The following is a 20,061-nucleotide window of genomic DNA, read 5'->3' as shown; positions in this document are numbered from 1 at the left end:
AGGCACTCTCCGGCGCCAACGCGGATACAGCCGGAGAGCGCGACGAACGACCGTTAAGGCGATGCCGGAGGCGCCGAAGCCGCCCTTGCGGCCTCAAGATCACGTTGTGCCTTCAAGAGCGTCAGGGATTGCTCCTGCTCCTTGATCCGCTGTTCGATGATGGCATTGGCTTCGGAGTCGTAGTTCACGCGGAGCCGGACCAGTTCCGTGGGAACGGACACCAGCGCCTTCAGGATATCGACGGGAATGCTCGCCACACCGAGCAGTTCGCTGGGCTGGGTCACGGCGTAGGTGGTCGGCATGCCATCCTTGAAGGAATGGCCGATCGTCGCCGTGGTGAACCCGCCCCCTTCCGCCGGCAGCACGAACGCGCTCGTCGAGTCCGGCACGACGACGGTAACCGATTGCGCGGTCGGCAGCCCCGTAAGCGGGCATTGCGGGTTTCCGTCGCTTGATGGTGCGATGGAAATCCTGACGCTTCGGGGCGCCCTGTAGAACAACCCCTTGGCTTTCGCGTCGGCACTCACATTATTCTCGACCGCCCCGGTCGGTCCGCACACCGATGCATCAGTGCCCCCATTTGCCGAACAGCGAACCCCATCAATTTCGACTTCGAATGAGCTATCGTTTTCACTTAGGCCTTTTAGAACGGCGCTTAGTTCTCTTCGGTCCGTTGGGTCAAAGGAACGGGAATAGCTGAATTCTTTACATTGTTGTGGATTGATTCCTTGATCACTATCCTTGGTTGCGTCGAATTCGAACGCACGAGGGGACGGTATTGGTGCTCCCACGAAAGCCCCGACAAGGCCGGCTAAACTTGTCAGGATGGCCTTTGTTTCATCAGCGGACGTCACGGACGTCGTCGTGAGAAGACCATTCGACACGGTCAGCTTGAAATCGTCGCTGCGTGCAATGGAATGGCTGAAATTGGCGGTGAAGCGATGTTCCGGGTCCGGAATGACCGGGAGCGCCGTGACCGTTATGCTTTCCTCGAATTTGTCAACCACAGTAGCGAGAAAGGCCGCCCGATTAGCCGCAGCGCCAGCCGACGCTCTAAGATTTCCGAAAATAAACTTTAAGTTATCTATTTCCTCCCGGGAGAAGTTTGGATCTTTCTCTGCGGCTTTATGCCGTTCCTCTGCAGTCTTTGCTGCACCCGCTGCCATTGTTGCTGCCAATTGCGCCTTAGCAACATCATCTTTTGTCACCATCTTCCGCTGGGCGGAAAGCTGGACCTGTCCTTTGGGAAGAGCGTAAACCAGTCCAGCCACCTCACCGGTCCTGCCGCCCAGGCGTTCCGACAGGATCAGATCCTGCGAACATCCCCCCAGGAACGCGGCGCCGACACCAAGTGCGGCCCAGGCCGTCAGCCCCTTGCGCCGCCTATGGGGTCCGATATAGGCGGGCTTCGCACCATCATGACGGCGCGCGTTGTTTTTCGTATTGCTCATTGGCTTACCCTCCCCTGTATCCCAATAAAAAACGCTAAGACAAATCGCGCAGCTCATCAAATACTTAAAAACATTCTTCTCTATTTCATACACCCGTACACTCGGCGAGCTTTTACCATATTACAAGATTTCAAAGATCAGATAACAAAGGAACAGCGAAACAGCACCCTGTACCCTGCCGACAGGATCAGCAAAGCGGCAAGACGAGCCTTAAAGGCATGCACGGAATAGGCACTCCGCAGCCGGCAGCGCTCCCCGTGATGGTTGGATCAACAGTCGCAAGAGGGCGCACACCACAACACATGCTTCGCCATTCCACTGCCAACCCGGTTAACGCTCACGCCAGCTTGACAGTCCGCTCGGGGAGGCCGGGCGCTTCCGGGTAGGTCCGCTCGGCAAGGGTACAGGGCCGGGAACATGTCAGCCCTCTTCACCTTTCTAGGGCGCGTGAACCGGCTTACCCCGGCCCGCGGAGTCATGTCCCGGCCGGGACGCCCAACCGGAGCGCCGTCGATCGCATGAGTGATGCCCGTTCGAGCACCAGGCCGTCCTGGACGGACAGCCTTCCGGCCGCCGCCGGCAGGCGCCGGCTTTCCCGGTCCGGCCGGCTGGGTCCGCACAACCCGCACAAGGGCGGCGTGGCGCGCTGTTCAGGAGGAAGGCCGCATCATCCATGACCTCCAATCTCTTCGACGCGCCGGACGGCGCTCTCCGCACGAGGGTCGGCCGCGGCGCGGCGGTGACCGGCTTGGCGCAGGGCGTCAGGATGGGGACGCAGATCCTGTCCGTCATCGTGCTGAGCCGCCTGCTGTCGCCTGAGGATTTCGGTGTGGCGGCCATGTGTGCGCCCGTGCTGGCCTTCCTGTCGATGTTCCAGGATCTGGGCCTGTCCCAGGCGACGATCCAGAGGCGTTCCATAACGCACGAGGAGGTCAATTATCTGTTCTGGATCAATGTCGCCTGTGGCGCGGCATTGGCCTGTTTCCTGTACGCGGTCGCGCCGCTCGTCGCGGCTTTCTATGACGACGGCCGCGTGGGTTCCCTCGTCGCGGCCTCCAGCCTGCAGATCGTGGTTTCCTCGCTCGGGGTTCAGCATTCCGCCCTACTGAACCGCCGGATGGAGTTCGGCCGCCTGGCCGTGGTGGACATCGCCTACGCCGTCGCGAGCCTTGGCGCCTGCATCGCCTGGGCGCTCGTGGACAGTTCCTTCTGGGCGCTTTATGCCGGTGCCCTGACGGGCGCGCTGGTCTCCACGACGCTGCTCTGGACCTTCTCCGGATGGCGTCCCGGTTTCTGGGCCAATGCCGCGGGCGCGCACGGGCTGTTGCGGTTCGGCGCGGGCATCACGGGCTTCAATCTTGCGAACTTCTTTGCCCGCAACGCGGACAACGTGCTGATCGGCAAATACTGGGGCGGCGGGGAACTCGGGCTCTACGACCGCGCCTACAAGCTGCTGCTGTTTCCCCTCAGCCAGATCACCAACCCCCTGGCGAAGGTGATGATCCCGACCCTTTCCCGCATGCAGGACGAGCCGGGCCGCTACCGCCACGCGTTCCTGCGCGTCATGCGGTGGGTGCTGCTCGCCACTCTTCCGGGCGTCGCCTTCGCCGTCGCCTCGGCCGATACGCTCATCCCCGTCCTCATGGGCGAGAAATGGCGCCAAAGCTCAGTCATCTTCCAGGCCCTCGGCTTCGCCGCGCTGGTGCAGCCCTTGAACAACCCGTCGGGCTGGCTGTTCATCAGCCAGGGCCGGACCGGGGATTACATGCGCTGGGGCATCCTGACCGCGGTGACCTCCGTGCTGGCGTTCCTCATCGGCCTGCCTTATGGCGCGCTCGGCGTGGCGGTCTGCTACGCCGCCAGCGAGTATCTGAGAACGCCCTTCCTGTGGCTGTATGTCGGCCGGAAGGGTCCCTTGCGGACGGGCGACGTGCTCGGTTCCCTGGCGCCTTTCGTTCTCGGCGCGCATCTCGCCCTTGCCGCCCTGTGGCTTTGCAGACCCTTGACCGCGGAGGCCGGCTTGCTCGGCTACGCGTCGGCCCTGGTGCTGTCCTACGTCATCACCCTGGCCATCGCCCTCATCTTCCCTTCTAGCCGCCATGTGGTCCGCGATGGGCTGGAGATCCTGAAATCGCGCGCGCTCCCTCTCGCGGAAGCGAAAAGAATGTGAATTCACGGACATGTTCATGACGGCCCGGCGCGGCCCGCCATTTCGGCACCGGCGCAAGAGTTGAGCCGGGCCGGTCCCCAGGCGAACGACAAACGGCGAACTCGGGAGACAATCATGCACATCGGCATCATCGCGAACGAGTTTCCCCCGGACTTCGGCGGCATGCAGGAACATGCGGCCGGCGTTGTCGCCAACCTGGCGCGGTCGCACCGGGTGACCGCCGTCGTGCCGCCCGGCGGAGGCATCGATCTGGCCGGGGTCGCGGTGGTGGATCGCCTCGCCAGCCAGATGGAGCCGAACCGGCGGCTCCTGAGATCCCTGCCCGTGGACGCGTGGCTCGCGCTGAACGCGGGCCTCGCGGTCTACGCCGGCTCCCTCCACGCGCCGCTCTTCGCTTATGTGCACGGCAACGACTTCCTCAGCCCCTGGCTTCCGAAGCCGCCGCACCTGGTGGGGCGGGCGCGCAACGGCCTGTCGCGCCTGCCGGCGGCGCGGCCCTTCGTCACCTCGTTGGGAACGCGCTGGCGGCAGAGGCTGATTGGGCAGGGCCTGCGCGCCGCCCTGCACGTCTTCGCCAACAGCGGCTACACCCGCCGGCGCTGCATCGCCAGCTTCGGCCTGCCCGAGACCTCGGTGGAGGTGGTGCCGCCGGGCATTGATGCCCGCCACCTGCGCCGGATGGAACGGCGGGAGAGCAACCGGCTACGTGTCCTGACGGTGGCCCGCCTGGCGCGGAGCAACAGCCGCAAGAACGTGGAAGGGGTGATCCGTGCTGTGGCGCTCCTGAAGGACGGCCTGCCGGTCGACGCCACCATCGTGGGAAGCGGCGACGACCGGGAGCGGCTGGAGGCGCTGGCGGCGGACCTCGGCCTCGGCGGGCGGGTCCGCTTCGCCGGTCGGGTGGACGCGGACCGGCTGCGGGACCTGTACGGCGAGGCCGATGTCTTCGTCCTGCCGGTGCGGCCCAGCGACACAGACGTCGAGGGGTTCGGCATGGTCTACATCGAGGCCGCCGCCGCCGGCCTTCCCAGCATCGCCACTGCCAGCGGCGGCATCCCGGAGGCGGTGCGGGACGGCGAGACGGGCATCCTGCTGCCCGACCACACGCCGGAGGCCGTCGCTGCGGGATTGCGGCGTTTCGCGGCGGAGCGCGCGGCCTTCCGGCCGGAGGCGCTGCGCGCCTTCGCGGAAAGCTGCCTGTCCGACCGCACCACGGACCGGCTCAAGGCGCGCATCGAGGAACTGACGGCGCGGCACGCGGCGGCCCAAGGGACACGGGCGCGGCTGTCGGCGTGAGGGCGGCGCCCTTCACGCTCTTGTGATCCGAAAGGGGCCGGACAAGAGCGGGCCGAAGGGAATGACGGGGCCGTCCCGGCGTCCATGGGGCATGGAACGCCGAGGAGACCGTCCCTTGAATCACACGCCCACGCCGGACCCGCGCCGGCCCCGTCCGCCCTTCCCGTCCGCCGGCCCGCTGACCGCCTTTCTTCTGCTGGCCGCCGCCGGGCCGCTTCCGGCCTTCGCCCATGATCATTCCACCGCTGCGGCGCAGGGCGCGCCGGCGGTGGTGAGCAGCACGCGCTCCTTCCAGGAGCAGATGGCCGGCATCATGGACCGCATGCACGCGGAGATGGACGCCCTGCCCGCCACGGGCGACGCCGACCGCGACTTCCTGCGCATGATGATCCCGCACCACCGGGCCGCCGTGGACATGGCGCGCGTCATGCTGCTGGACACGCGGGACCCGCGAATCCGCAACCTCGCCCTGTCGATCATCGCCGAACAGCAGAACGAAATCGAACTGATGCGCGCCTGGCTGGATCAGCCCCCGCCGCCCGCGCCGGCAGCCGCGATGCCGTCCGAACAGTCCCACCGCCACCCGAAATCCTGAAGAAGCCGCCCCATGAAACGCTCCCTGCTCCTGCTCGCGGCGCTCGGCCTCGGCGCCGCCACGGCGGCCCAGGCCGCGCCCGCCACCGGCGACCGCGTCTACACGGCCGACCAGAACAGCAACACCGTCTCCGTGATCGATCCCGCCGGAGGCGGCCTGCTCGGGCAGATCCGCCTCGGCAACCCGCGCCCCGATGTGCTGAGCCCCCTCTACAAGGGGGAGATCAACGTGCACGGGCTCGGCTTCTCGCCGGACCACCGCACGCTCGTGGCGGTCTCCACCGGCTCCAACTCCGCGACCTTCATCGACACCGCCACCAACCGGGTCAAGGGCGTGGCCTACATCGGCCGCTCGCCCCATGAGGGCTTCTTCACGCCGGATGGCAGGGAGGTCTGGGTCACCGTGCGCGGCGAGGACTACCTGTCCGTCATCAATCCGGTGACCTTCAAGGAGATCCGCCGCATCCCGACCACCAGCGGCCCAGGCATGGTGATCTTCGGCCGGGACGGCCGGCACGCCTTCGTCGCCAACAGCTTCAACCCCGTGGTCGAGGTGGTGGAGGTCGCGACGCACCGCGTCGTCAAACGCATCCCCGTCGTCTCCCCCTTCTCGCCCTTCATCCAGCTGACGCCGGACGGGCGGGAGGTCTGGCTGACCCACAAGGATGTCGGCAAGGTCACCCGCATCGACACGGCGACGCTGGAGGTCAGCGGCGTCTTCGACACGGGCTTCATCACCAACCACCTCGCCTTCGGGCGGAGCGGCGGGCGGACGCTGGCCTACGTCACGGTCGGCGGCGAGAACCTCGTCAAGGTCTTCACCATGGAGGACCAGCCCAAGCTGGTGGCCTCCATTCCCGTCGGCGCGCTGCCGCACGGCGTCTGGGCCTCGGACGACCGCAGCCGGCTCTATGTCGGGCTGGAGAACGGCGATGCGGTGGAGGTGATCGACGCCGAACGGAACGCGGCCACCGGACGGATTCCCGTGGGGCAGGCGCCGCAGGCGCTGGTCTACCTGTCCGGCGCGGTCCCGGAGGGCGACGACCGGGCCAACCTGGCCCCGCGCCCGGAGGGTGCTCCCAACCTCACCCTCGCCCTGGCCCCGCCGGACGGGAACGCGGCCGGCTTCCTCGTCTCGCGCGGGCTGGGGCTGGTGGACGCGGTGGAGGTCAACCTGTTCCGGCTGAAGCCCGAGACCGTCTACCGCGTCTATCTGGAAGGCCAGGGCGCGCCGCTTCTGGCGCTGCGGACGAACGACAAGGGCATGGCGTCGGCCACCGCCATCGGCCCGGTCCGCGCCGCGTCGGGCGGCAACGCGGAGCCCGCCCCGTCGCAGGTCGTCGTCCTGGAAGGCGAAACAGCACCATCCGACGGCACCCCGGTCCTGGCGTCGCGCTGAGCCGGGAAAGCTGCGCCAGAAAAAGAAAAAGGCCGGGGAATGATCCGGCCTCCACGGCGTCCATCGGGCATTGCACCCGCACACGACACCCGCGCATAGGAAAGATCATAGCATGAAGACCCTTTTGAAGACCGCCCTGCCCGCCCTGCTGCTCGGCGCCCTGGCCGGCCCCGCCCTCGCCGGACCGGCGGCCGACCTCGCCGCCCGGCGCATCGAGGCCATCGCCAGGGGCGACGTCGCGGCCATCACCGGAGCCTACGCCGAGGGCGCCACCCTGCAATGGGTCGGCGGGCCGCTTGACGGTGCCTACAGCGGCCCCGCCCTGGCGGAGGTCTGGGGCAAGTTCGCCAAGGCGCAAGGCCCCCTGAAGGCCGCCGTGACCAGCGTGGCGGAGAGCGCCAACCCGAAGGGGGCCACGGTCAGCTCCGACGTGGTCTTCACGGGCAAGAGCCAGATCAAGGTCCGCTACATCCAGCTCTACCGCGAGGGCAAGCTGACGGGCGAGATCTGGCAGGTCGATCCGAACCTGCCGGGCTGAGCCCCGTATCGCCGGGGCGGCCCTTCGCGGTCGCCCCGGCCGGGCAAGCCCGCTACTGTACGGTCATCATGGTGGAGAGGGGGCGATGAGCGAGAAGGCCGCGCTGATCGAGCCGCACATACCGGCGCTGAGGCGCTACGCCTTCGCCCTGATCCGCGAGGATTCGGCGGCGGACGACCTCGTGCAGGACTGCCTGGAGCGGGCGGTCGCGCGCTGGCACCTGCGCCGCGGCGACGGCGACGTGCGCGCCTGGCTGTTCTCGATCCTGCACAACCGCTTCGTCAGCCAGCGCCGCGAGACGCTCCGCCGCGGCCGGCATGGCCCGCTGGAGGAGGCGGAGGAGACGGCCGGCGTTCCGGGCGCGCAGGAGCCGGCGATGGTCCACCGCGACCTGCTGCGCGCCATGGCCGCCCTGCCGGAGGAGCAGCAGGCCGTGCTTCTGCTGGTCGGGGTCGAGGACCTGTCCTACGCGGAGGCGGCCAAAGCCATCGGCGTGCCGGTCGGCACGGTCATGTCGCGGCTGAGCCGCGCCCGCGACCGGCTGCGCCGGCTGATGAACGGAGAGCGCCCCGCTCTGCTGAGGAGGGTCAAGTGAACGGACAGGCGCCCATCGGCGAGGATGATCTGCAGGGCTACGTGGACGGCCGCCTGACGCCGGAGCGCGAGGCCGCCGTCGAGGCCTATCTGGAGGCGCACCCGGAGGAGGCCGGCCGGGTCCGCGATCACGCCGCCCAGCGCGACGGGCTGCGCGCGCGGCTCCGGGCCCGGCACGACGAACCGATCCCGGCCCGGCTGCGCGTCGCCAACATCGAGGCCGGCCTGGAGGCGCGCCGGCGGCGGCGCTGGACCGGCGCGCTCGGCCGCGTCGCCGCGGTGGGGCTGTGGCTGTTCGTCGGGGCGGCGGGGGGCTGGATGGCGAACGAACGCCTGTCGGAGCCGGCGCCCCAGGCTCCGGCCGGGACCATGGCCGACCGGCTGGCCGGCCCGGCGATGAGCGCGCACCGCGTCTTCGTCGCCGAGATGCGCCACCCGGTCGAGGTGGACGGCAGCCAGGAGGCGCATCTGGTGCAGTGGCTGTCCAAGCGGCTGGGCCGCCCGCTGCAAGTGCCGAACCTGTCGCGGGAGGGCTACCGGCTGATGGGCGGGCGGCTGCTGCCGGCGTCGCAGGGGGCGGCGGCGCTGCTGATGTACAGCGACGAAACGGGCCGGCGGCTCACCGTCTACCTCACGGTGATGGAGGGGGACGAGACCTCCTTCCGCTACGTCCAGGAGGGCGAGGTCGGCGGCTTCTACTGGCGCGGCGGCGACTTCGGCTACGCGGTCTTCGCCCAGGCCGACCGGCAGTCGCTGCTGACGGTGGCCGAGGTGATCCACGAACAGACCTCCGGCGAGGGGCCGCGCTGAACCATCCCGGGGCCGGTCGTTGCGGAGCCGGTATGACGAAGGCGGCGGGCCGGAACCGTGGGCGCCGCCCGCCCGTTTCCGGTTGGCACACCGAGCCCCACCGGAAAGGCCGCCCCATGCGCACGCTTCCCGCCGCCCTCCTCCTCGCCGCCACGGCAGCCCTCCTGTCCGGCTGCGGGGAGGAGGCCACGCTCCCCGTCGCCGAGGGGACGGGGCCGAACCCCAAGCTGCCGCCGCCCAACGCGTCACTCATTCCCACGGTCAACATCGCCCCCGCCAAGGGCTGGCCGGCCGGCGCCGGACCGGAGGCCGCACCCGGCCTGGCCGTGGCGGCCTTCGCCGAAGGGTTGGACCATCCGCGCTGGCTGCACGTGCTGCCCAACGGCGACGTGCTGGTGGCCGAAAGCAACGCCCCGCCCAAGGAGGAAAAGCAGGGCATCCGGGCCTGGGTCATGAAGATCGTGATGGGCCAGGCCGGGGCCGGCGTGCCGAGCGCCAACCGCATCACCCTGCTGCGCGATTCCGACGGCGACGGGGTGGCGGAGACGCGTTCGCCCTTCCTGGAGGGGCTTTTCTCCCCCTTCGGCATGGCGCTGGTCGGCAACGACCTCTATGTCGCCAACGCCGACGCGGTGATGCGCTTCCCCTACCAGCCGGGTGTGACGAAGATCGCCGAGCCCGGCGTCAAGGTGACCGACCTGCCCGGCGGGCCGCTGAACCACCATTGGACCAAGAACATCATCGCCAGCCCGGACGGCAAGAAGCTCTACGCCACCGTCGGCTCCAACAGCAACGTGGGCGAGAATGGGATGGAGATGGAAGAGGGCCGCGCCGCCATCTGGGAGATCGACCTCGCCAGCGGGAACAAGCGCCTCTTCGCCACGGGCCTGCGCAACCCGAACGGGCTGGCCTGGGAGCCGGTCAGCGGAGCGCTGTGGACCACCGTCAACGAGCGCGACGAAATCGGCAGCGACCTCGTCCCCGACTACATGACCTCGGTCAAGGACGGGGGCTTCTACGGCTGGCCCTACAGCTATTACGGCCAGCATGTGGACGAGCGGGTTGAGCCGCAGCGCCCCGACCTCGTCGCCAAGGCCATCGTGCCGGACTACGCGCTGGGGCCGCACACCGCCTCGCTCGGCCTCGCCTTCACCAAGGACGGCAAGCTGCCGGGCGCCTTCGCCAACGGCGCCTTCATCGGCCAGCACGGTTCCTGGAACCGCAACCCGCCGAGCGGCTACAAGGTCGTTTTCGTGCCCTTCGCCGAGGGGCGCCCGACCGGCCCCATGGTTGACGTGCTGACCGGCTTCCTCGACGGGGAGGGCAACGCGCTCGGCCGTCCGGTCGGGGTGGAATTCGACCGCCGGGGCGCACTGCTGGTCGCCGATGACGTCGGCAACCGCATCTGGCGCGTGACGGCCAGGCCCGAGGGCGTGGCCGCACGGCCGGAGTAAGCGGCGCCCGTCAGCGCTCCTTTTCGGTCAGCGCTCGTTCTCGGGGAAGTCGGCGCCGAGGCTGGTCTCCTTCCAGGCGTCGATCTCCTCGACCACGCTCATGAGCTTGCCGCGCACGGCCTCCACCCCGAAGGCGCCCAGCACGAGGTGGCGCGGCGGGTTCGGCGACTCTACGGCCTTTATGATGGCGGCGCAGGCACGCACCGGGTCGCCGGGCTGCTTGCCGCTGATGCCGGAGGTCGCCTGCATGCGGGCGGCGGCGGTCTCCGCATAATCGGCGATCCGGCTCGGCGTCTGCTTCAGGGAGCGGCCGGCCCAGTCCGTGCGGAAGGGGCCGGGCTCCACGCAGAGCACCCGGATGCCGAGCGGCTCGACCTCCCGTCCCAGCGAGTCCGACAGCCCCTCCACCGCATGCTTGGTCGCCGCGTAATAGCCGGAACCGGGGAAGCCGACGAAGCCGGCGACCGAGGAGATGTTGACGATGTGGCCGCGCCGGCGCGCGCGCATGCCCGGCAGCACGGCGCGCGTCATGGCGGCCAGCCCGAAGACGTTGGCCTCGAACATGGCGCGGATCTCCGCGTCGTCGCCCTCCTCCACCGGCGCCTGGTAGCCGTAGCCGGCGTTGTTCACCAGCACGTCGATGGCGCCGAAACGCTCCTCGGCGGCCTTCACCGAGGCCGTCACCTGCGCCGCATCGGTGACGTCGAGCGCCAGCGCCAGGACGCGGTCCTCGTGCCCATCGGCGAGGTCGCGCACGCGCGCCGCGTCGCGCGCCGTCACCACCGCGCGCCAGCCGCGGTCGAGCACGAGCCGGGCGAGTTCCCGGCCGAAGCCGGTGGAGCAGCCGGTGATGAACCAGACGGGGGAACTGTCGGAGGTCATGCCTGTCTTCCATTTTTCGTGACGGAGTCGCGCATCCAACAGACGGCGCGGCCGCTTCGTCAACCGGCCGAACGGCCAAGCGCGCAAGGAAGACAGGCAGGAAACACATGCGGCCGTCAGGCCGCCACGGCCTCCGCGATCACGGCGGCGACCGTTTCGGGGTGCGACAGGTGCGGCACGTGGCTCGCCTCGATCTCCACCGTGCGGGCGCCGATGCGTTCGGCCGTGGCGCGCAGGAAGGCGGGCGGGAGCATGCGGTCCTGCCCGGCGACGACGTACCAGGAGGGCTTGTGCTCCCAGGCGGCGGCGGTGACCTTCGTGCGGAAGCAGCCGACATGGACCGGCCCTTGCGTCGCCGCCATGACGTCCGTGCGCGCGGCGGGCAGGTCCTGGGCGAAGTTCTTCGCCATGCCGTCGGGCGGCAGGGTGATGAATCCCTCCCCGTCCACGGCCACGTGCGACAGGCCGGGCGAGGCCGGATAGGGCTTCAGCGTGTCGTTCGGCGATTGCCCCACGGCGGGCGCGAAAGCCGCCACATAGACCAGCGCCTTCACATTCTCCTGGTGGCCGATCTCCGTGATGACGGCGCCGCCCCACGAATGGCCGACCAGCACCACCGGCCCCTTGGCCCGCGCGATGGCGCGCCGCGCGTGGGCCGCGTCGTCCGCCAGCGAGGTCAGCGGGTTCTGGACCGAGATCGAGTTGATCCCCCGGGCCTGGAGCGCGGCGATCACCCCGTCCCAGGCCGAACCGTCGGCGAAGGCGCCGTGGACGAAGACGACGGTGGTGGCGGCTGACATGAACGACTCCCTGCAAGTCCGGACGGGCGCGTCCGCATGGCTTCGATGGACCGCGTCTTGAATCACGGGAGAACCGCGCCGTCCAGCCCGAATCCGGGCTTTTCTGCCATTCGGAACGCGCCCGGCGGCCCCCTCAGGCCGGGCGCTGGGCGCGGTTCAGCAGCCGGGCGCCGAGCAGGGCGAGGAGGATGGCCGCATAGACGAAGGGAGTCGGCTGCCACCCCTTCACCAGCATGACGTAATGCAGGCAGGCCCCCGCCCCGGCGAGGAAGACCCCCTTGTGCAGCCCCCGCCAGGCCCGCCCGCCCATCCGGCGGACCATCGACTTCGGCGAGGTCGCCGCCAACGCGGTCAGGATCAGGAAGGCGCCCATGCCGACGGTGATGTAGGGGCGCTTGACGATGTCCCGCCATACCGCCTGCCAGTCGAAGAACTGGTCGATCCCGACATAGGCCAGCACATGCAGCAGGGCGTAGAAGAAGGCGAAGAGCCCGATCATCCGCCGGAAGCGCGCCAGCCCCGACAGCCCCGACAGCAGGCGCAGGGGCGTGATCGCCAGCGCCAGCAGCAGGAAGCGCAAGGCCCAGATGCCGCTCTGCCGGACGCCCTCGGCGACCGGCTCGGCGCCCAGCCCGCCGGTGAGCGCCAGCCAGACGGTCCAGGCCATCGGCGCCAGCGCCGCGGCGAAGACCAGCGGCTTGGTCCAGCGCGAGGACAGCCGCTGCGAGACGAAGGCCTTGACCGTGACGGGCCGGGAGGGGGATGGCATGATCGGGGCTCCGCCGTGGTCAGTGGAACTTCTGGAGGTCCATGCCCTTGTAGAGCCCGGCGACCTCCTCGGCGTAGCCGTTGAAGGGCAGCGTCTTGCGGCGGAAGAACTCGCCGACGCGGCGCTCGTTGGCCTGGCTCCAGCGCGGGTGGTCCACGTCCGGATTGACGTTCGAATAGAAGCCGTACTCGCTGGGCTGCGAGAGGTTCCAGGCGGTCGGCGGCTGCTCCCGCGTCAGGGTGATGCGGACCACCGACTTGATCGACTTGTAGCCGTATTTCCAGGGCACGACGAGCCGGACCGGCGCGCCGTTCTGGTTGGGCAGCACCTCCCCGTACATGCCGACGGACAGGATGGCCAGCGGGTGCATCGCCTCGTCCAGCCGCAGCCCCTCCGTGTAGGGCCATTTCAGCACGGGCGAGCGCAGCCCCGGCATCTGCGCCGGGTCGGCCAAGGTCTGGAACGCGACGTAGCGGGCGGTCCAGCTCGGCTCCACGCGCTTCAGCAGCTCGGCCAGCGGGAAGCCGATCCAGGGGATCACCATGGACCAGGCCTCCACGCAGCGCAGCCGGTAGACGCGCTCCTCCAGCGGGAACTTCAGAAGGTCCTCGATGCCGAAGGTCATGGGCTTGGCGACCTCGCCGTCCACCACGACCTGCCAGGGGCTCGTGCGCAGGCTGCCCGCCCGTTCGGACGGGTCGGTCTTGCCGGTGCCGAACTCGTAGAAATTGTTGTAGGTCGTCGCGGACTCCTTCGGGGTCGGCGCGTCCAGCTTCGGGTCCTGGGGGCTGACGGTGGTCGGGACCTGAAAGGTCGCGGCCTTCGCCAGGCCGGGGAAGGCCGGGAGGCCGCCGGCCGCCATCAGCGCCGCTCCGCCGGCGATGGCCGAGCGCCGGGTGAGGAAGAGTTCGCGGGGCGTGACCTCGTCCTCGCGGGCCTGCGACGGCACCTTGAATCGGAACAGCATCTTCAAAAACCTCCACGCTCCTGTTGGCGGCCAGCCTAATCCCGAAACGGAACCCGCGCGAATCAAGGCCCCGTGAGGCCGTCCGCGCCGCCCGCCGGATCCATGGGAGGCCCCGTCGATGCCCCATGGACGCCACCCGCGGCGGATTATTCCCGCCGGACAGGAATTTGCGCGCGAGGGCCGCCGATCAAGGGAGACGGCCAGGGAAGCAGCCATTCCAGCACCGCCAAGGTGGGGCCGCTTCGCGGTCAGAGATCCTTGGCCTGGGCGCGCAGGACGAATTTCTGGATCTTGCCGGTGGAAGTCTTGGGCAGGGGGCCGAACACCACCGTGCGCGGGACCTTGTAGCGGGCCATGTGCTCGCGGCAGAAGGCGACGATGTCCTCCTCCGTCACCGTCCCCTCGCTGCCCGGCTTCAGCGTCACGAAGGCGCAGGGCGTCTCCCCCCACTTTCCGTCGGGGCGGGCGACGACGGCGGCCTCCATCACCTGGGGGTGGCGGTACAGCACGTCCTCCACCTCCAGGCTGGCGATGTTCTCGCCGCCGGAGATGATGATGTCCTTGGCCCGGTCCTTGATCTCCACATAGCCGTCGGGGTGCATGACGGCGAGGTCGCCGGTGTGCAGCCAGCCGCCGCGCATGGCCTCCTCCGTCGCCTCCGGGTTGCCGAGATAGCCCTTCATCACCGTGTTGCCGCGCAGCGCCAGCTCCCCCAGCGTCCGGCCGTCGGCCGGCACCGGCGCGCCGGTCTCGAGGTCGAGCACCGTCTGTTCCGACAGCGTAACGAGGTTGACGCCCTGGCGCGCCATCAGGGTGGCGCGGTCGGACAGCGGCAGCCCGGCCCATTCCTCTTGCCAGGCGCAGGCGGTGGAGGGTCCATAGCATTCGGTCATGCCGTAGAGGTGGGTGACGGCGAAGCCCATGCGCTCCATCCGGTCGATCACCGCGCTGGGCGGGGCCGCCCCGCCGGTCGCGACCGAGACGGGACCGTGCGCGAAGGAGCGCTTCGCCTCCTCGGGCGCGTGGATCAGCATGGTGAGCACGACAGGCGCGGCGCAGAGGTGCGTCACCCTCTCCTCCCCGATCAGGCGGAAGATCTCCGCCGGATCGACCTGCCGCAGGCAGACATGGGTGCCGCCCACCGCGGTCACCGCCCAGGGGTAGCTCCAGCCGTTGCAGTGGAACATCGGCAGCGTCCAGAGATAGACGCTGCGCGGGCCGACGCCAAAAGTCAGCGCGTTGCCGAGCGCGTTCAGGTGGGCGCCGCGGTGGTGATAGACGACGCCCTTCGGCCTGCCGGTCGTTCCGGATGTGTAATTGAGGGCGATGGAGTCCCATTCGTCCTCCGGCATGGTGAAGGGCCGGTCGGCGTCGCCCGTCGCCAGGAAGGCCTCATACTCCAGATTGCCCAAAGGTTCGGAGCCTTGCGCGGCGGGATCGTCCACCCAGACGATGCGCGGCCGCGCCCCGGTCAGGCCGAGCGCGGCGCGCGCCACCTCGGCGAAGCCGCGGTCGAGCAGCAGCACGCGGCTTTCCGCATGCTCCAGGATGTAGGCGACCGAGGCCGGGTCGAGGCGCGTGTTGATGCTGTTCAGCACGGCGCCGCTGCCCGGCACGCCGAAATGCGCCTCCAGCATGGCCGGCGTGTTGGCGAGCATCGCCGACACGCGGTCGCCCCGCCGTACGCCCGCCCGCTCCAGCGCCGAGGCGAGTGCCCGGGCACGCGCGTACAGCTCGGCGTAGCTCCGGCGTAACTGCCCGTACACCACCGCCGTCTTGGTGGGGTAGACCAGGGCGGACCGCCGCAGGAAGTCGAGCGGCGTCAGGGGAACGTGGTTGGCTGTCCGTTTCGGCAGGTCGTCCATGGTGGGGCTCCGCTCCGGTCCGTTCCTGGGGTGATCTGGTCGTCAGGCCGCCGCCGCGTCGGCGCGGCGGGCGCCGATGGCGGTTTCCACAAAGGCGACGACGTGGCGCGCGTAATCCTCCGGCCCGACCTCGCGGCGGCGGTACTTGCCGCGCTTGACGTACCAGTCCTGCAACAGCGGCTTGATCAGCGCCGCCGTCATGGACAGGTCGGGGATGGTGAAGCGCCCGCGTGCCACGCCCTCGGCCAGCGCGTCGGCGATCAGCGCCTCGGTCGCGAGTTCACTGCGCAGCGCAAGGTCGCGCCCCTCCTTCGGAAAGGCCTTGGCCTCCATGTAGGCGAAGACGAACCAGGGGTGCATCGTCTCGCTGAGATAGACGTGCGTCTCCAGAAGCCAGCGCAGGCGCAGGCACGGGTCGGCGGCGACGTCGGGCGGCGGCGTGCGCAGGGCCTTCTCCACCGCGTCGGCGACCTGGCCCAGCACCATCATCAGCAGGGTCTCCTTGCCGTCGAAATAGGCGTAGAGCGCGCCCATGCTGAGGCCCGACCCTTCGGCCAGGTCGCGCAGGCTCATGGAATGGAAGCCCTTGCGGTTGGAGATCGCCAGCGTGGCCTCCACGATGCGCACGAGGTTGGGCACGGCGACCTGCGGCTTCTTGATCCGCACCGTGCCGGCGTGGCGGTCGAGGATGCGGGCGCAGAGCGTCTCCATCGAAAAGTCGTGCCGCCGCTGAAACTCCGCCAGATCACCCATGATTTCTCTTGCGCACTGTTTGCTTGCCGAACAATATATCGAGCGCTCGCTCGAAAATCCACAGCCGAAACGCGGCCGGCGGACTGCGGCGGCCAGCAAAGCCCGGAAAGAGCGGCAGCCAGGGAGGAGACACGCATGGAGTCAGGGATTGCTCCGCAGGCGTTCGGCGGGATCGCCGGCCGGTCGGTGCTGGTGACCGGCGCGTCGAGCGGGCTGGGACGGCATTTCGCGGGCCTGCTGGCGCGTTCCGGGGCGCGGGTGGCGCTCGCCGCGCGCCGCCTCGACAGCCTGGAAGCCCTGCGCGGGGAGATCGCGGAGGCCGGCGGCGAGGCCATCGCCGTGCCGCTGGACGTCACCGACGCCGCGTCCGTCACGGCGGCGGTCGCCCTGACGGTGGAACGGCTGGGCGGGCTGGACATCCTCGTCAACAACGCGGGCGTGACGGTCACGAAGCCCTGCCTCGACACCAGCGAGCAGGAGTGGAACCACGTGCTGGACACGAACCTGAAGGGCGCCTTCCTGGTCGCCCAGACGGCGGCGCGCGCGATGCGGGACGGCGGCAAGGGGGGCGCCGTCGTCAACGTCGCCTCCATCCTGGGGCTGCGCGTCGCGGGGCAAGTCGCCGCCTACGCCGCGGCGAAGGCCGGGCTGGTGCAGCTCACCCAGGCGATGGGGCTGGAGTTGGCCCGCCACCGCATCCGCGTCAACGCGCTGTGCCCCGGCTACATCGAGACCGACCTCAACCGCGACTTCTGGGGCAGCGACGCCGGACAGGCGCTGATCAAGCGCATCCCGCAGCGCCGGCTGGGCCAGTTGCAGGATCTGGACGGGCCGCTGCTGCTGCTCTGCTCCGACGCGTCGGCCTACATGACCGGATCGGTGCTTGCCGTGGACGGCGGGCATCTCGTCAGTTCGCTCTGAAGGCCCGGATAGAGAGGACAAGGACCATCATGGATTTCACCCTGCCGCCCGAGATCGAGGATTACCGGCGCCGCGTGCGCGCCTTCGTCGAGGAGCGCATCCTGCCCGTCGAGGCCGACCGCGCGAACTGGGACGAGCATGAGAACATCGCCCAGGAGCCGCTGCGGCGCCTGCGGGCCGAGGCGAAGTCCGCCGGGCTGTGGTCGCTCCAGATGCCCAAGGAGCGCGGCGGGCAGGGGCTGGGCATCGCCGGCATGGCCCCCTGCTACGAGGAGATGAACCGCTCCATCTTCGGCCCGGTCGTCTTCAATTCGGCCGCTCCCGACGACGGCAACATGATGGTGCTGAACAAGGTCGGGACCGAGGCGCAGAAGGAACGCTGGCTCCAGCCGATCATCGACGGCAAGGTCCGTTCCGCCTTCGCAATGACCGAGCCGAGCCCAGGCGGCGGCTCCGACCCCTCGATGATCGCCACCAAGGCGGAGAGGCGTGGCGACCGCTGGGTCATTTCGGGCCGTAAATGGTTCATCACCGGGGCGGGCGAGGCGCAGCACTTCATCCTGATGGCCCGCACCTCCGACGACAAGCGCAAGGGGCTGACCGCCTTCCTCTTCGACCGGGACCAGCCGGGATGGGAGATCGTGCGCCGCATCCCGATCATGGGGCCGGAGGAGCATGGCGGCCATTGCGAGCTGCTGTTCCACGAGCTGGAGGTGCCCGACGAGAACGTGCTGATGAACGTCGGGGACGGGCTGAAGCTGACGCAGATCCGGCTGGGGCCGGCGCGGCTGACGCACTGCATGCGCTGGACCGGCCTCGCCAAGCGTTCCATGGAGATCGCCGCCGACTATGTGCGGGAGCGCGAGGGCTTCGGCATCCGGCTGGCCGACCGGGAGAGCGTCCAGTGGATGCTCGGCGACATCGCCATGCAGATCGAGATCGCGCGGCTGCTGGTCATGAAGGCCGCCTGGAAGCTCAACACGGGCGACTTCGCCCGCAAGGAGGTGTCGATGGCGAAGGTCCATGTCGCCGACACGCTCCACAAGGCGGTGGACACCGCCATCCAGCTCTGCGGCGCACGCGGCTACTCCAAGGACACGGTGCTGGAATGGATCTACCGCTACGCCCGCCAGGCCAAGCTGGTGGACGGCGCGTCGGAGGTCCACAAGATGGTGCTGAGCGGCATTTACCTGAAGGAAGGCGACGGCTTCTGGGGCTGGCCATGAGCGCCGGCGGACCAATCAATGGCACACCGAGTGATGGCGGGCTGATCAATGAAGACACGCGCCCGCGCCTGGAATCCTGGCTGGCGGACCGGCTGGGGGCAATCCGCGCCGCGGTGTCTGAGGTCAGCCGCCTCGGCGGCGGGGCCATCTCGGAGAACCTGGCCCTGACGCTGGCGGTGGAGGGCGGGCCGCTCGACGGCCGGCACGCGGTCGTGCTGCGCGCCGCCCCGCCGATGGAGGTGTCGGCGAGCCTCGGCAAGCCGCAGGAGTTCGCGGTGCTGCGCGCCGCCTTCGCGGCGGGGGTGGCGGCGCCGGAACCGCTGGCCGCCTGCGCGGATGCGGGGCTGCTCGGCCGGCCCTTCTACCTCATGCGCCGGGCCGAGGGGGTGGCCGCCGGCTTCCGCGTGGTGAAGAGCGACGCGCCCCAGCCGGAGCTGGCCCGCGAGCTGGGCCGGCAGCTCGGGCGGCTGCACACCGTCCGGCCCGGAGGACCGGGCGCGGAAGGTCTGGACTTCCTGCCCCTGCCCCGCAACGGCCCGGCGCTGGACGCCGCCCGCCAGTACCGGGACTGGGCGGGCGCGCTGGCCGACGAGGATCCCGTGCTGGCCTATGGCCTGCGCTGGCTGGAGGTGAAGGCGCCGCCGCCGGGCGAGACCGTGCTGTGCCACCGCGACTACCGCACCGGCAACTACATGGTCCGGGACGGCCGGCTCACCGCCATCCTCGACTGGGAATTCGCGGGCTGGTCCGACCCGATGGAGGATCTCGGCTGGTTCTGCGCGCGCTCCTGGCGCTTCGGCCGGTTCGAGCGTGAGGCCGGCGGCATCGCCGGCCGCGCCGACTTTTACGCCGGCTATGAGGAGACCTCCGGCCGCCGGGTGGACGAACCTCGGGTCGCCTATTGGGAGGCCTCGGCCTATCTGCGCTGGGCGACCATCGCCATCCAGCAGGGGCGCCGCCACACGTCGGGCCGCGAGCCGTCGCTGGAGCTGGCCCTGACCGGCCGGATGCTGCCAGAGATCGAACACGACCTGCTTCTGCATCTGGACGCGATCGACGGGGGAGCCGCATGACGGGCGAGGACTTAGCAACGCCGCTCGATACCCCGGACGCCGCCGGGCTGATCGCCATCGCGCTGAAGACCTTCCGGGAAACGGTGCTGCCCGCCGTTCCGGCCGAACAGCGCTTCGCCGCGCTGATGATCGCCAACGCGCTGTCCATCGCGGAGCGGGAACTGACCGTCCGGGAGGATCCGGCGCTCGCGGACGCGCTCCGCCGCCTCACCGGCGCGGAGGGCGACGTGCCGAACCTGTCGCGCCGGCTCTGCACCGCCATCACGGAGGGCGCCTTCGACGGCCGGCTGGGGAGCGCCGACGAGCTGCGCGACACCCTGTGGGCGCTGACGTGGGCGCGGCTCGCCGTCTCCAACCCCAAGCATCTGAATTCCGTGCCGCCGCGCGGCTGAGCGGCTTTTCCCTCCTGCCATCAGGTAGGGGAACGGCCCGCGGCAAACAGGGACCCACAGCAGGAGGAAACCGGAACCGTCCCCATCCAGGCCTCAAGGAAACGTCC

19 protein-coding genes are annotated in these 20,061 nt (G+C 69.5%); 12 read left to right on the top strand and 7 right to left on the bottom strand.

The window, feature by feature from the left end:
- Positions 1–53: 53 nt before the first annotated feature.
- Positions 54–1,451 (bottom strand): hypothetical protein, encoded by a 1,398-nt coding sequence (locus JUB11_RS20665; protein ID WP_207460473.1) that lies wholly within the window; start codon positions 1,449–1,451, stop codon positions 54–56.
- 673 nt (positions 1,452–2,124) lie between these two features.
- Between JUB11_RS20665 and JUB11_RS20660 the strand changes: the two genes are divergently transcribed.
- The 8 genes from JUB11_RS20660 (at position 2,125) to JUB11_RS20625 (ending at position 10,306) form a co-directional block, all read left to right on the top strand.
- The gene (locus JUB11_RS20660) at positions 2,125–3,621 is read left to right on the top strand and encodes a lipopolysaccharide biosynthesis protein (RefSeq protein WP_207460472.1); all 1,497 of its coding nucleotides are present in this window, start codon (positions 2,125–2,127) and stop codon (positions 3,619–3,621) included.
- A 114-nt stretch (positions 3,622–3,735) separates the two neighbouring features.
- The gene (locus JUB11_RS20655; RefSeq protein ID WP_207460471.1) at positions 3,736–4,917 is read left to right on the top strand and encodes a glycosyltransferase family 4 protein; all 1,182 of its coding nucleotides are present in this window, start codon (positions 3,736–3,738) and stop codon (positions 4,915–4,917) included.
- 115 nt (positions 4,918–5,032) lie between these two features.
- A complete protein-coding gene (locus JUB11_RS20650) occupies positions 5,033–5,512 on the top strand; it encodes a DUF305 domain-containing protein (RefSeq protein WP_207460470.1) in 480 nt (159 codons plus the stop codon).
- A 12-nt stretch (positions 5,513–5,524) separates the two neighbouring features.
- Complete coding sequence (locus JUB11_RS20645; RefSeq protein WP_207460469.1) at positions 5,525–6,910, top strand: YncE family protein; 1,386 nt, start codon at positions 5,525–5,527, stop codon at positions 6,908–6,910.
- A gap of 112 nt (positions 6,911–7,022) precedes the next feature.
- Entirely contained in the window at positions 7,023–7,448 is a 426-nt protein-coding gene (locus JUB11_RS20640; RefSeq protein ID WP_207460468.1) for a nuclear transport factor 2 family protein, read from the top strand.
- An 85-nt stretch (positions 7,449–7,533) separates the two neighbouring features.
- Positions 7,534–8,043 (top strand): sigma-70 family RNA polymerase sigma factor, encoded by a 510-nt coding sequence (locus tag JUB11_RS20635; protein WP_207460467.1) that lies wholly within the window; start codon positions 7,534–7,536, stop codon positions 8,041–8,043.
- The gene (locus JUB11_RS20630; protein ID WP_207460466.1) at positions 8,040–8,852 is read left to right on the top strand and encodes an anti-sigma factor; all 813 of its coding nucleotides are present in this window, start codon (positions 8,040–8,042) and stop codon (positions 8,850–8,852) included. The genes JUB11_RS20635 and JUB11_RS20630 overlap by 4 nt, the downstream gene beginning before the upstream one ends.
- A gap of 116 nt (positions 8,853–8,968) precedes the next feature.
- A complete protein-coding gene (locus tag JUB11_RS20625; protein WP_207460465.1) occupies positions 8,969–10,306 on the top strand; it encodes a sorbosone dehydrogenase family protein in 1,338 nt (445 codons plus the stop codon).
- 27 nt (positions 10,307–10,333) lie between these two features.
- Here JUB11_RS20625 and JUB11_RS20620 read toward each other — a convergent pair whose 3' ends face one another.
- The 6 genes from JUB11_RS20620 to JUB11_RS20595 form a co-directional block, all read right to left on the bottom strand.
- On the bottom strand, positions 10,334–11,188 hold the full coding sequence (locus JUB11_RS20620) for an oxidoreductase (RefSeq protein ID WP_207460464.1): 855 nt from the start codon (positions 11,186–11,188) through the stop codon (positions 10,334–10,336).
- A gap of 116 nt (positions 11,189–11,304) precedes the next feature.
- On the bottom strand, positions 11,305–11,988 hold the full coding sequence (locus tag JUB11_RS20615) for an alpha/beta hydrolase (RefSeq protein ID WP_207460463.1): 684 nt from the start codon (positions 11,986–11,988) through the stop codon (positions 11,305–11,307).
- A gap of 133 nt (positions 11,989–12,121) precedes the next feature.
- On the bottom strand, positions 12,122–12,757 hold the full coding sequence (locus tag JUB11_RS20610) for a protein-methionine-sulfoxide reductase heme-binding subunit MsrQ (RefSeq protein WP_207460462.1): 636 nt from the start codon (positions 12,755–12,757) through the stop codon (positions 12,122–12,124).
- 19 nt (positions 12,758–12,776) lie between these two features.
- A complete protein-coding gene (msrP, locus tag JUB11_RS20605) occupies positions 12,777–13,724 on the bottom strand; it encodes a protein-methionine-sulfoxide reductase catalytic subunit MsrP (protein ID WP_207460461.1) in 948 nt (315 codons plus the stop codon).
- 248 nt (positions 13,725–13,972) lie between these two features.
- Positions 13,973–15,589, bottom strand: a complete 1,617-nt coding sequence (locus JUB11_RS20600) for an acyl-CoA synthetase (RefSeq protein WP_207460460.1) — start codon at positions 15,587–15,589, stop codon at positions 13,973–13,975.
- Between the two features lie 42 nt (positions 15,590–15,631).
- The gene (locus JUB11_RS20595) at positions 15,632–16,342 is read right to left on the bottom strand and encodes a TetR/AcrR family transcriptional regulator (RefSeq protein ID WP_207460459.1); all 711 of its coding nucleotides are present in this window, start codon (positions 16,340–16,342) and stop codon (positions 15,632–15,634) included.
- Positions 16,343–16,477: 135 nt separating this feature from the next.
- Here JUB11_RS20595 and JUB11_RS20590 point away from each other — a divergent pair, with 135 nt between their 5' ends.
- The 4 genes from JUB11_RS20590 to JUB11_RS20575 are packed head-to-tail and all read left to right on the top strand — an operon-like array spanning position 16,478 to position 19,954.
- Positions 16,478–17,263 carry a glucose 1-dehydrogenase gene (locus tag JUB11_RS20590; protein WP_207460458.1) on the top strand — a complete coding sequence of 262 codons (786 nt, stop codon included), beginning with the start codon at positions 16,478–16,480 and terminating at the stop codon, positions 17,261–17,263.
- A gap of 29 nt (positions 17,264–17,292) precedes the next feature.
- On the top strand, positions 17,293–18,489 hold the full coding sequence (locus JUB11_RS20585; RefSeq protein WP_207460457.1) for an acyl-CoA dehydrogenase family protein: 1,197 nt from the start codon (positions 17,293–17,295) through the stop codon (positions 18,487–18,489).
- Positions 18,486–19,562 carry a phosphotransferase family protein gene (locus JUB11_RS20580; RefSeq protein ID WP_207460456.1) on the top strand — a complete coding sequence of 359 codons (1,077 nt, stop codon included), beginning with the start codon at positions 18,486–18,488 and terminating at the stop codon, positions 19,560–19,562. The genes JUB11_RS20585 and JUB11_RS20580 overlap by 4 nt, the downstream gene beginning before the upstream one ends.
- The gene (locus JUB11_RS20575) at positions 19,559–19,954 is read left to right on the top strand and encodes a DUF6285 domain-containing protein (protein ID WP_207460455.1); all 396 of its coding nucleotides are present in this window, start codon (positions 19,559–19,561) and stop codon (positions 19,952–19,954) included. The genes JUB11_RS20580 and JUB11_RS20575 overlap by 4 nt, the downstream gene beginning before the upstream one ends.
- The last annotated feature ends 107 nt before the right edge of the window (positions 19,955–20,061 follow it).

This window comes from Azospirillum sp. SYSU D00513 (assembly GCF_017356015.1).
Taxonomy (GTDB): domain Bacteria; phylum Pseudomonadota; class Alphaproteobacteria; order Azospirillales; family Azospirillaceae; genus Azospirillum.
This window is presented reverse-complemented; position numbering and strand designations above follow the sequence as displayed.

Excerpts from the sequence above, each read along its gene's own strand:
- JUB11_RS20615 (WP_207460463.1), bottom strand. The coding sequence starts at position 11,988 with ATGTCAGCCGCCACCACCGTCGTCTTCGTCCACGGCGCCTTCGCCGAC.
- JUB11_RS20580 (WP_207460456.1), top strand. The coding sequence starts at position 18,486 with ATGAGCGCCGGCGGACCAATCAATGGCACACCGAGTGATGGCGGGCTG.
- JUB11_RS20595 (WP_207460459.1), bottom strand. The coding sequence starts at position 16,342 with ATGGGTGATCTGGCGGAGTTTCAGCGGCGGCACGACTTTTCGATGGAG.
- JUB11_RS20610 (WP_207460462.1), bottom strand. The coding sequence starts at position 12,757 with ATGCCATCCCCCTCCCGGCCCGTCACGGTCAAGGCCTTCGTCTCGCAG.
- JUB11_RS20665 (WP_207460473.1), bottom strand. The coding sequence starts at position 1,451 with ATGAGCAATACGAAAAACAACGCGCGCCGTCATGATGGTGCGAAGCCC.
- JUB11_RS20585 (WP_207460457.1), top strand. The coding sequence starts at position 17,293 with ATGGATTTCACCCTGCCGCCCGAGATCGAGGATTACCGGCGCCGCGTG.
- JUB11_RS20625 (WP_207460465.1), top strand. The coding sequence starts at position 8,969 with ATGCGCACGCTTCCCGCCGCCCTCCTCCTCGCCGCCACGGCAGCCCTC.
- JUB11_RS20590 (WP_207460458.1), top strand. The coding sequence starts at position 16,478 with ATGGAGTCAGGGATTGCTCCGCAGGCGTTCGGCGGGATCGCCGGCCGG.
- msrP (WP_207460461.1), bottom strand. The coding sequence starts at position 13,724 with ATGCTGTTCCGATTCAAGGTGCCGTCGCAGGCCCGCGAGGACGAGGTC.
- JUB11_RS20660 (WP_207460472.1), top strand. The coding sequence starts at position 2,125 with ATGACCTCCAATCTCTTCGACGCGCCGGACGGCGCTCTCCGCACGAGG.
- JUB11_RS20575 (WP_207460455.1), top strand. The coding sequence starts at position 19,559 with ATGACGGGCGAGGACTTAGCAACGCCGCTCGATACCCCGGACGCCGCC.
- JUB11_RS20655 (WP_207460471.1), top strand. The coding sequence starts at position 3,736 with ATGCACATCGGCATCATCGCGAACGAGTTTCCCCCGGACTTCGGCGGC.
- JUB11_RS20635 (WP_207460467.1), top strand. The coding sequence starts at position 7,534 with ATGAGCGAGAAGGCCGCGCTGATCGAGCCGCACATACCGGCGCTGAGG.
- JUB11_RS20620 (WP_207460464.1), bottom strand. The coding sequence starts at position 11,188 with ATGACCTCCGACAGTTCCCCCGTCTGGTTCATCACCGGCTGCTCCACC.
- JUB11_RS20645 (WP_207460469.1), top strand. The coding sequence starts at position 5,525 with ATGAAACGCTCCCTGCTCCTGCTCGCGGCGCTCGGCCTCGGCGCCGCC.
- JUB11_RS20640 (WP_207460468.1), top strand. The coding sequence starts at position 7,023 with ATGAAGACCCTTTTGAAGACCGCCCTGCCCGCCCTGCTGCTCGGCGCC.
- JUB11_RS20600 (WP_207460460.1), bottom strand. The coding sequence starts at position 15,589 with ATGGACGACCTGCCGAAACGGACAGCCAACCACGTTCCCCTGACGCCG.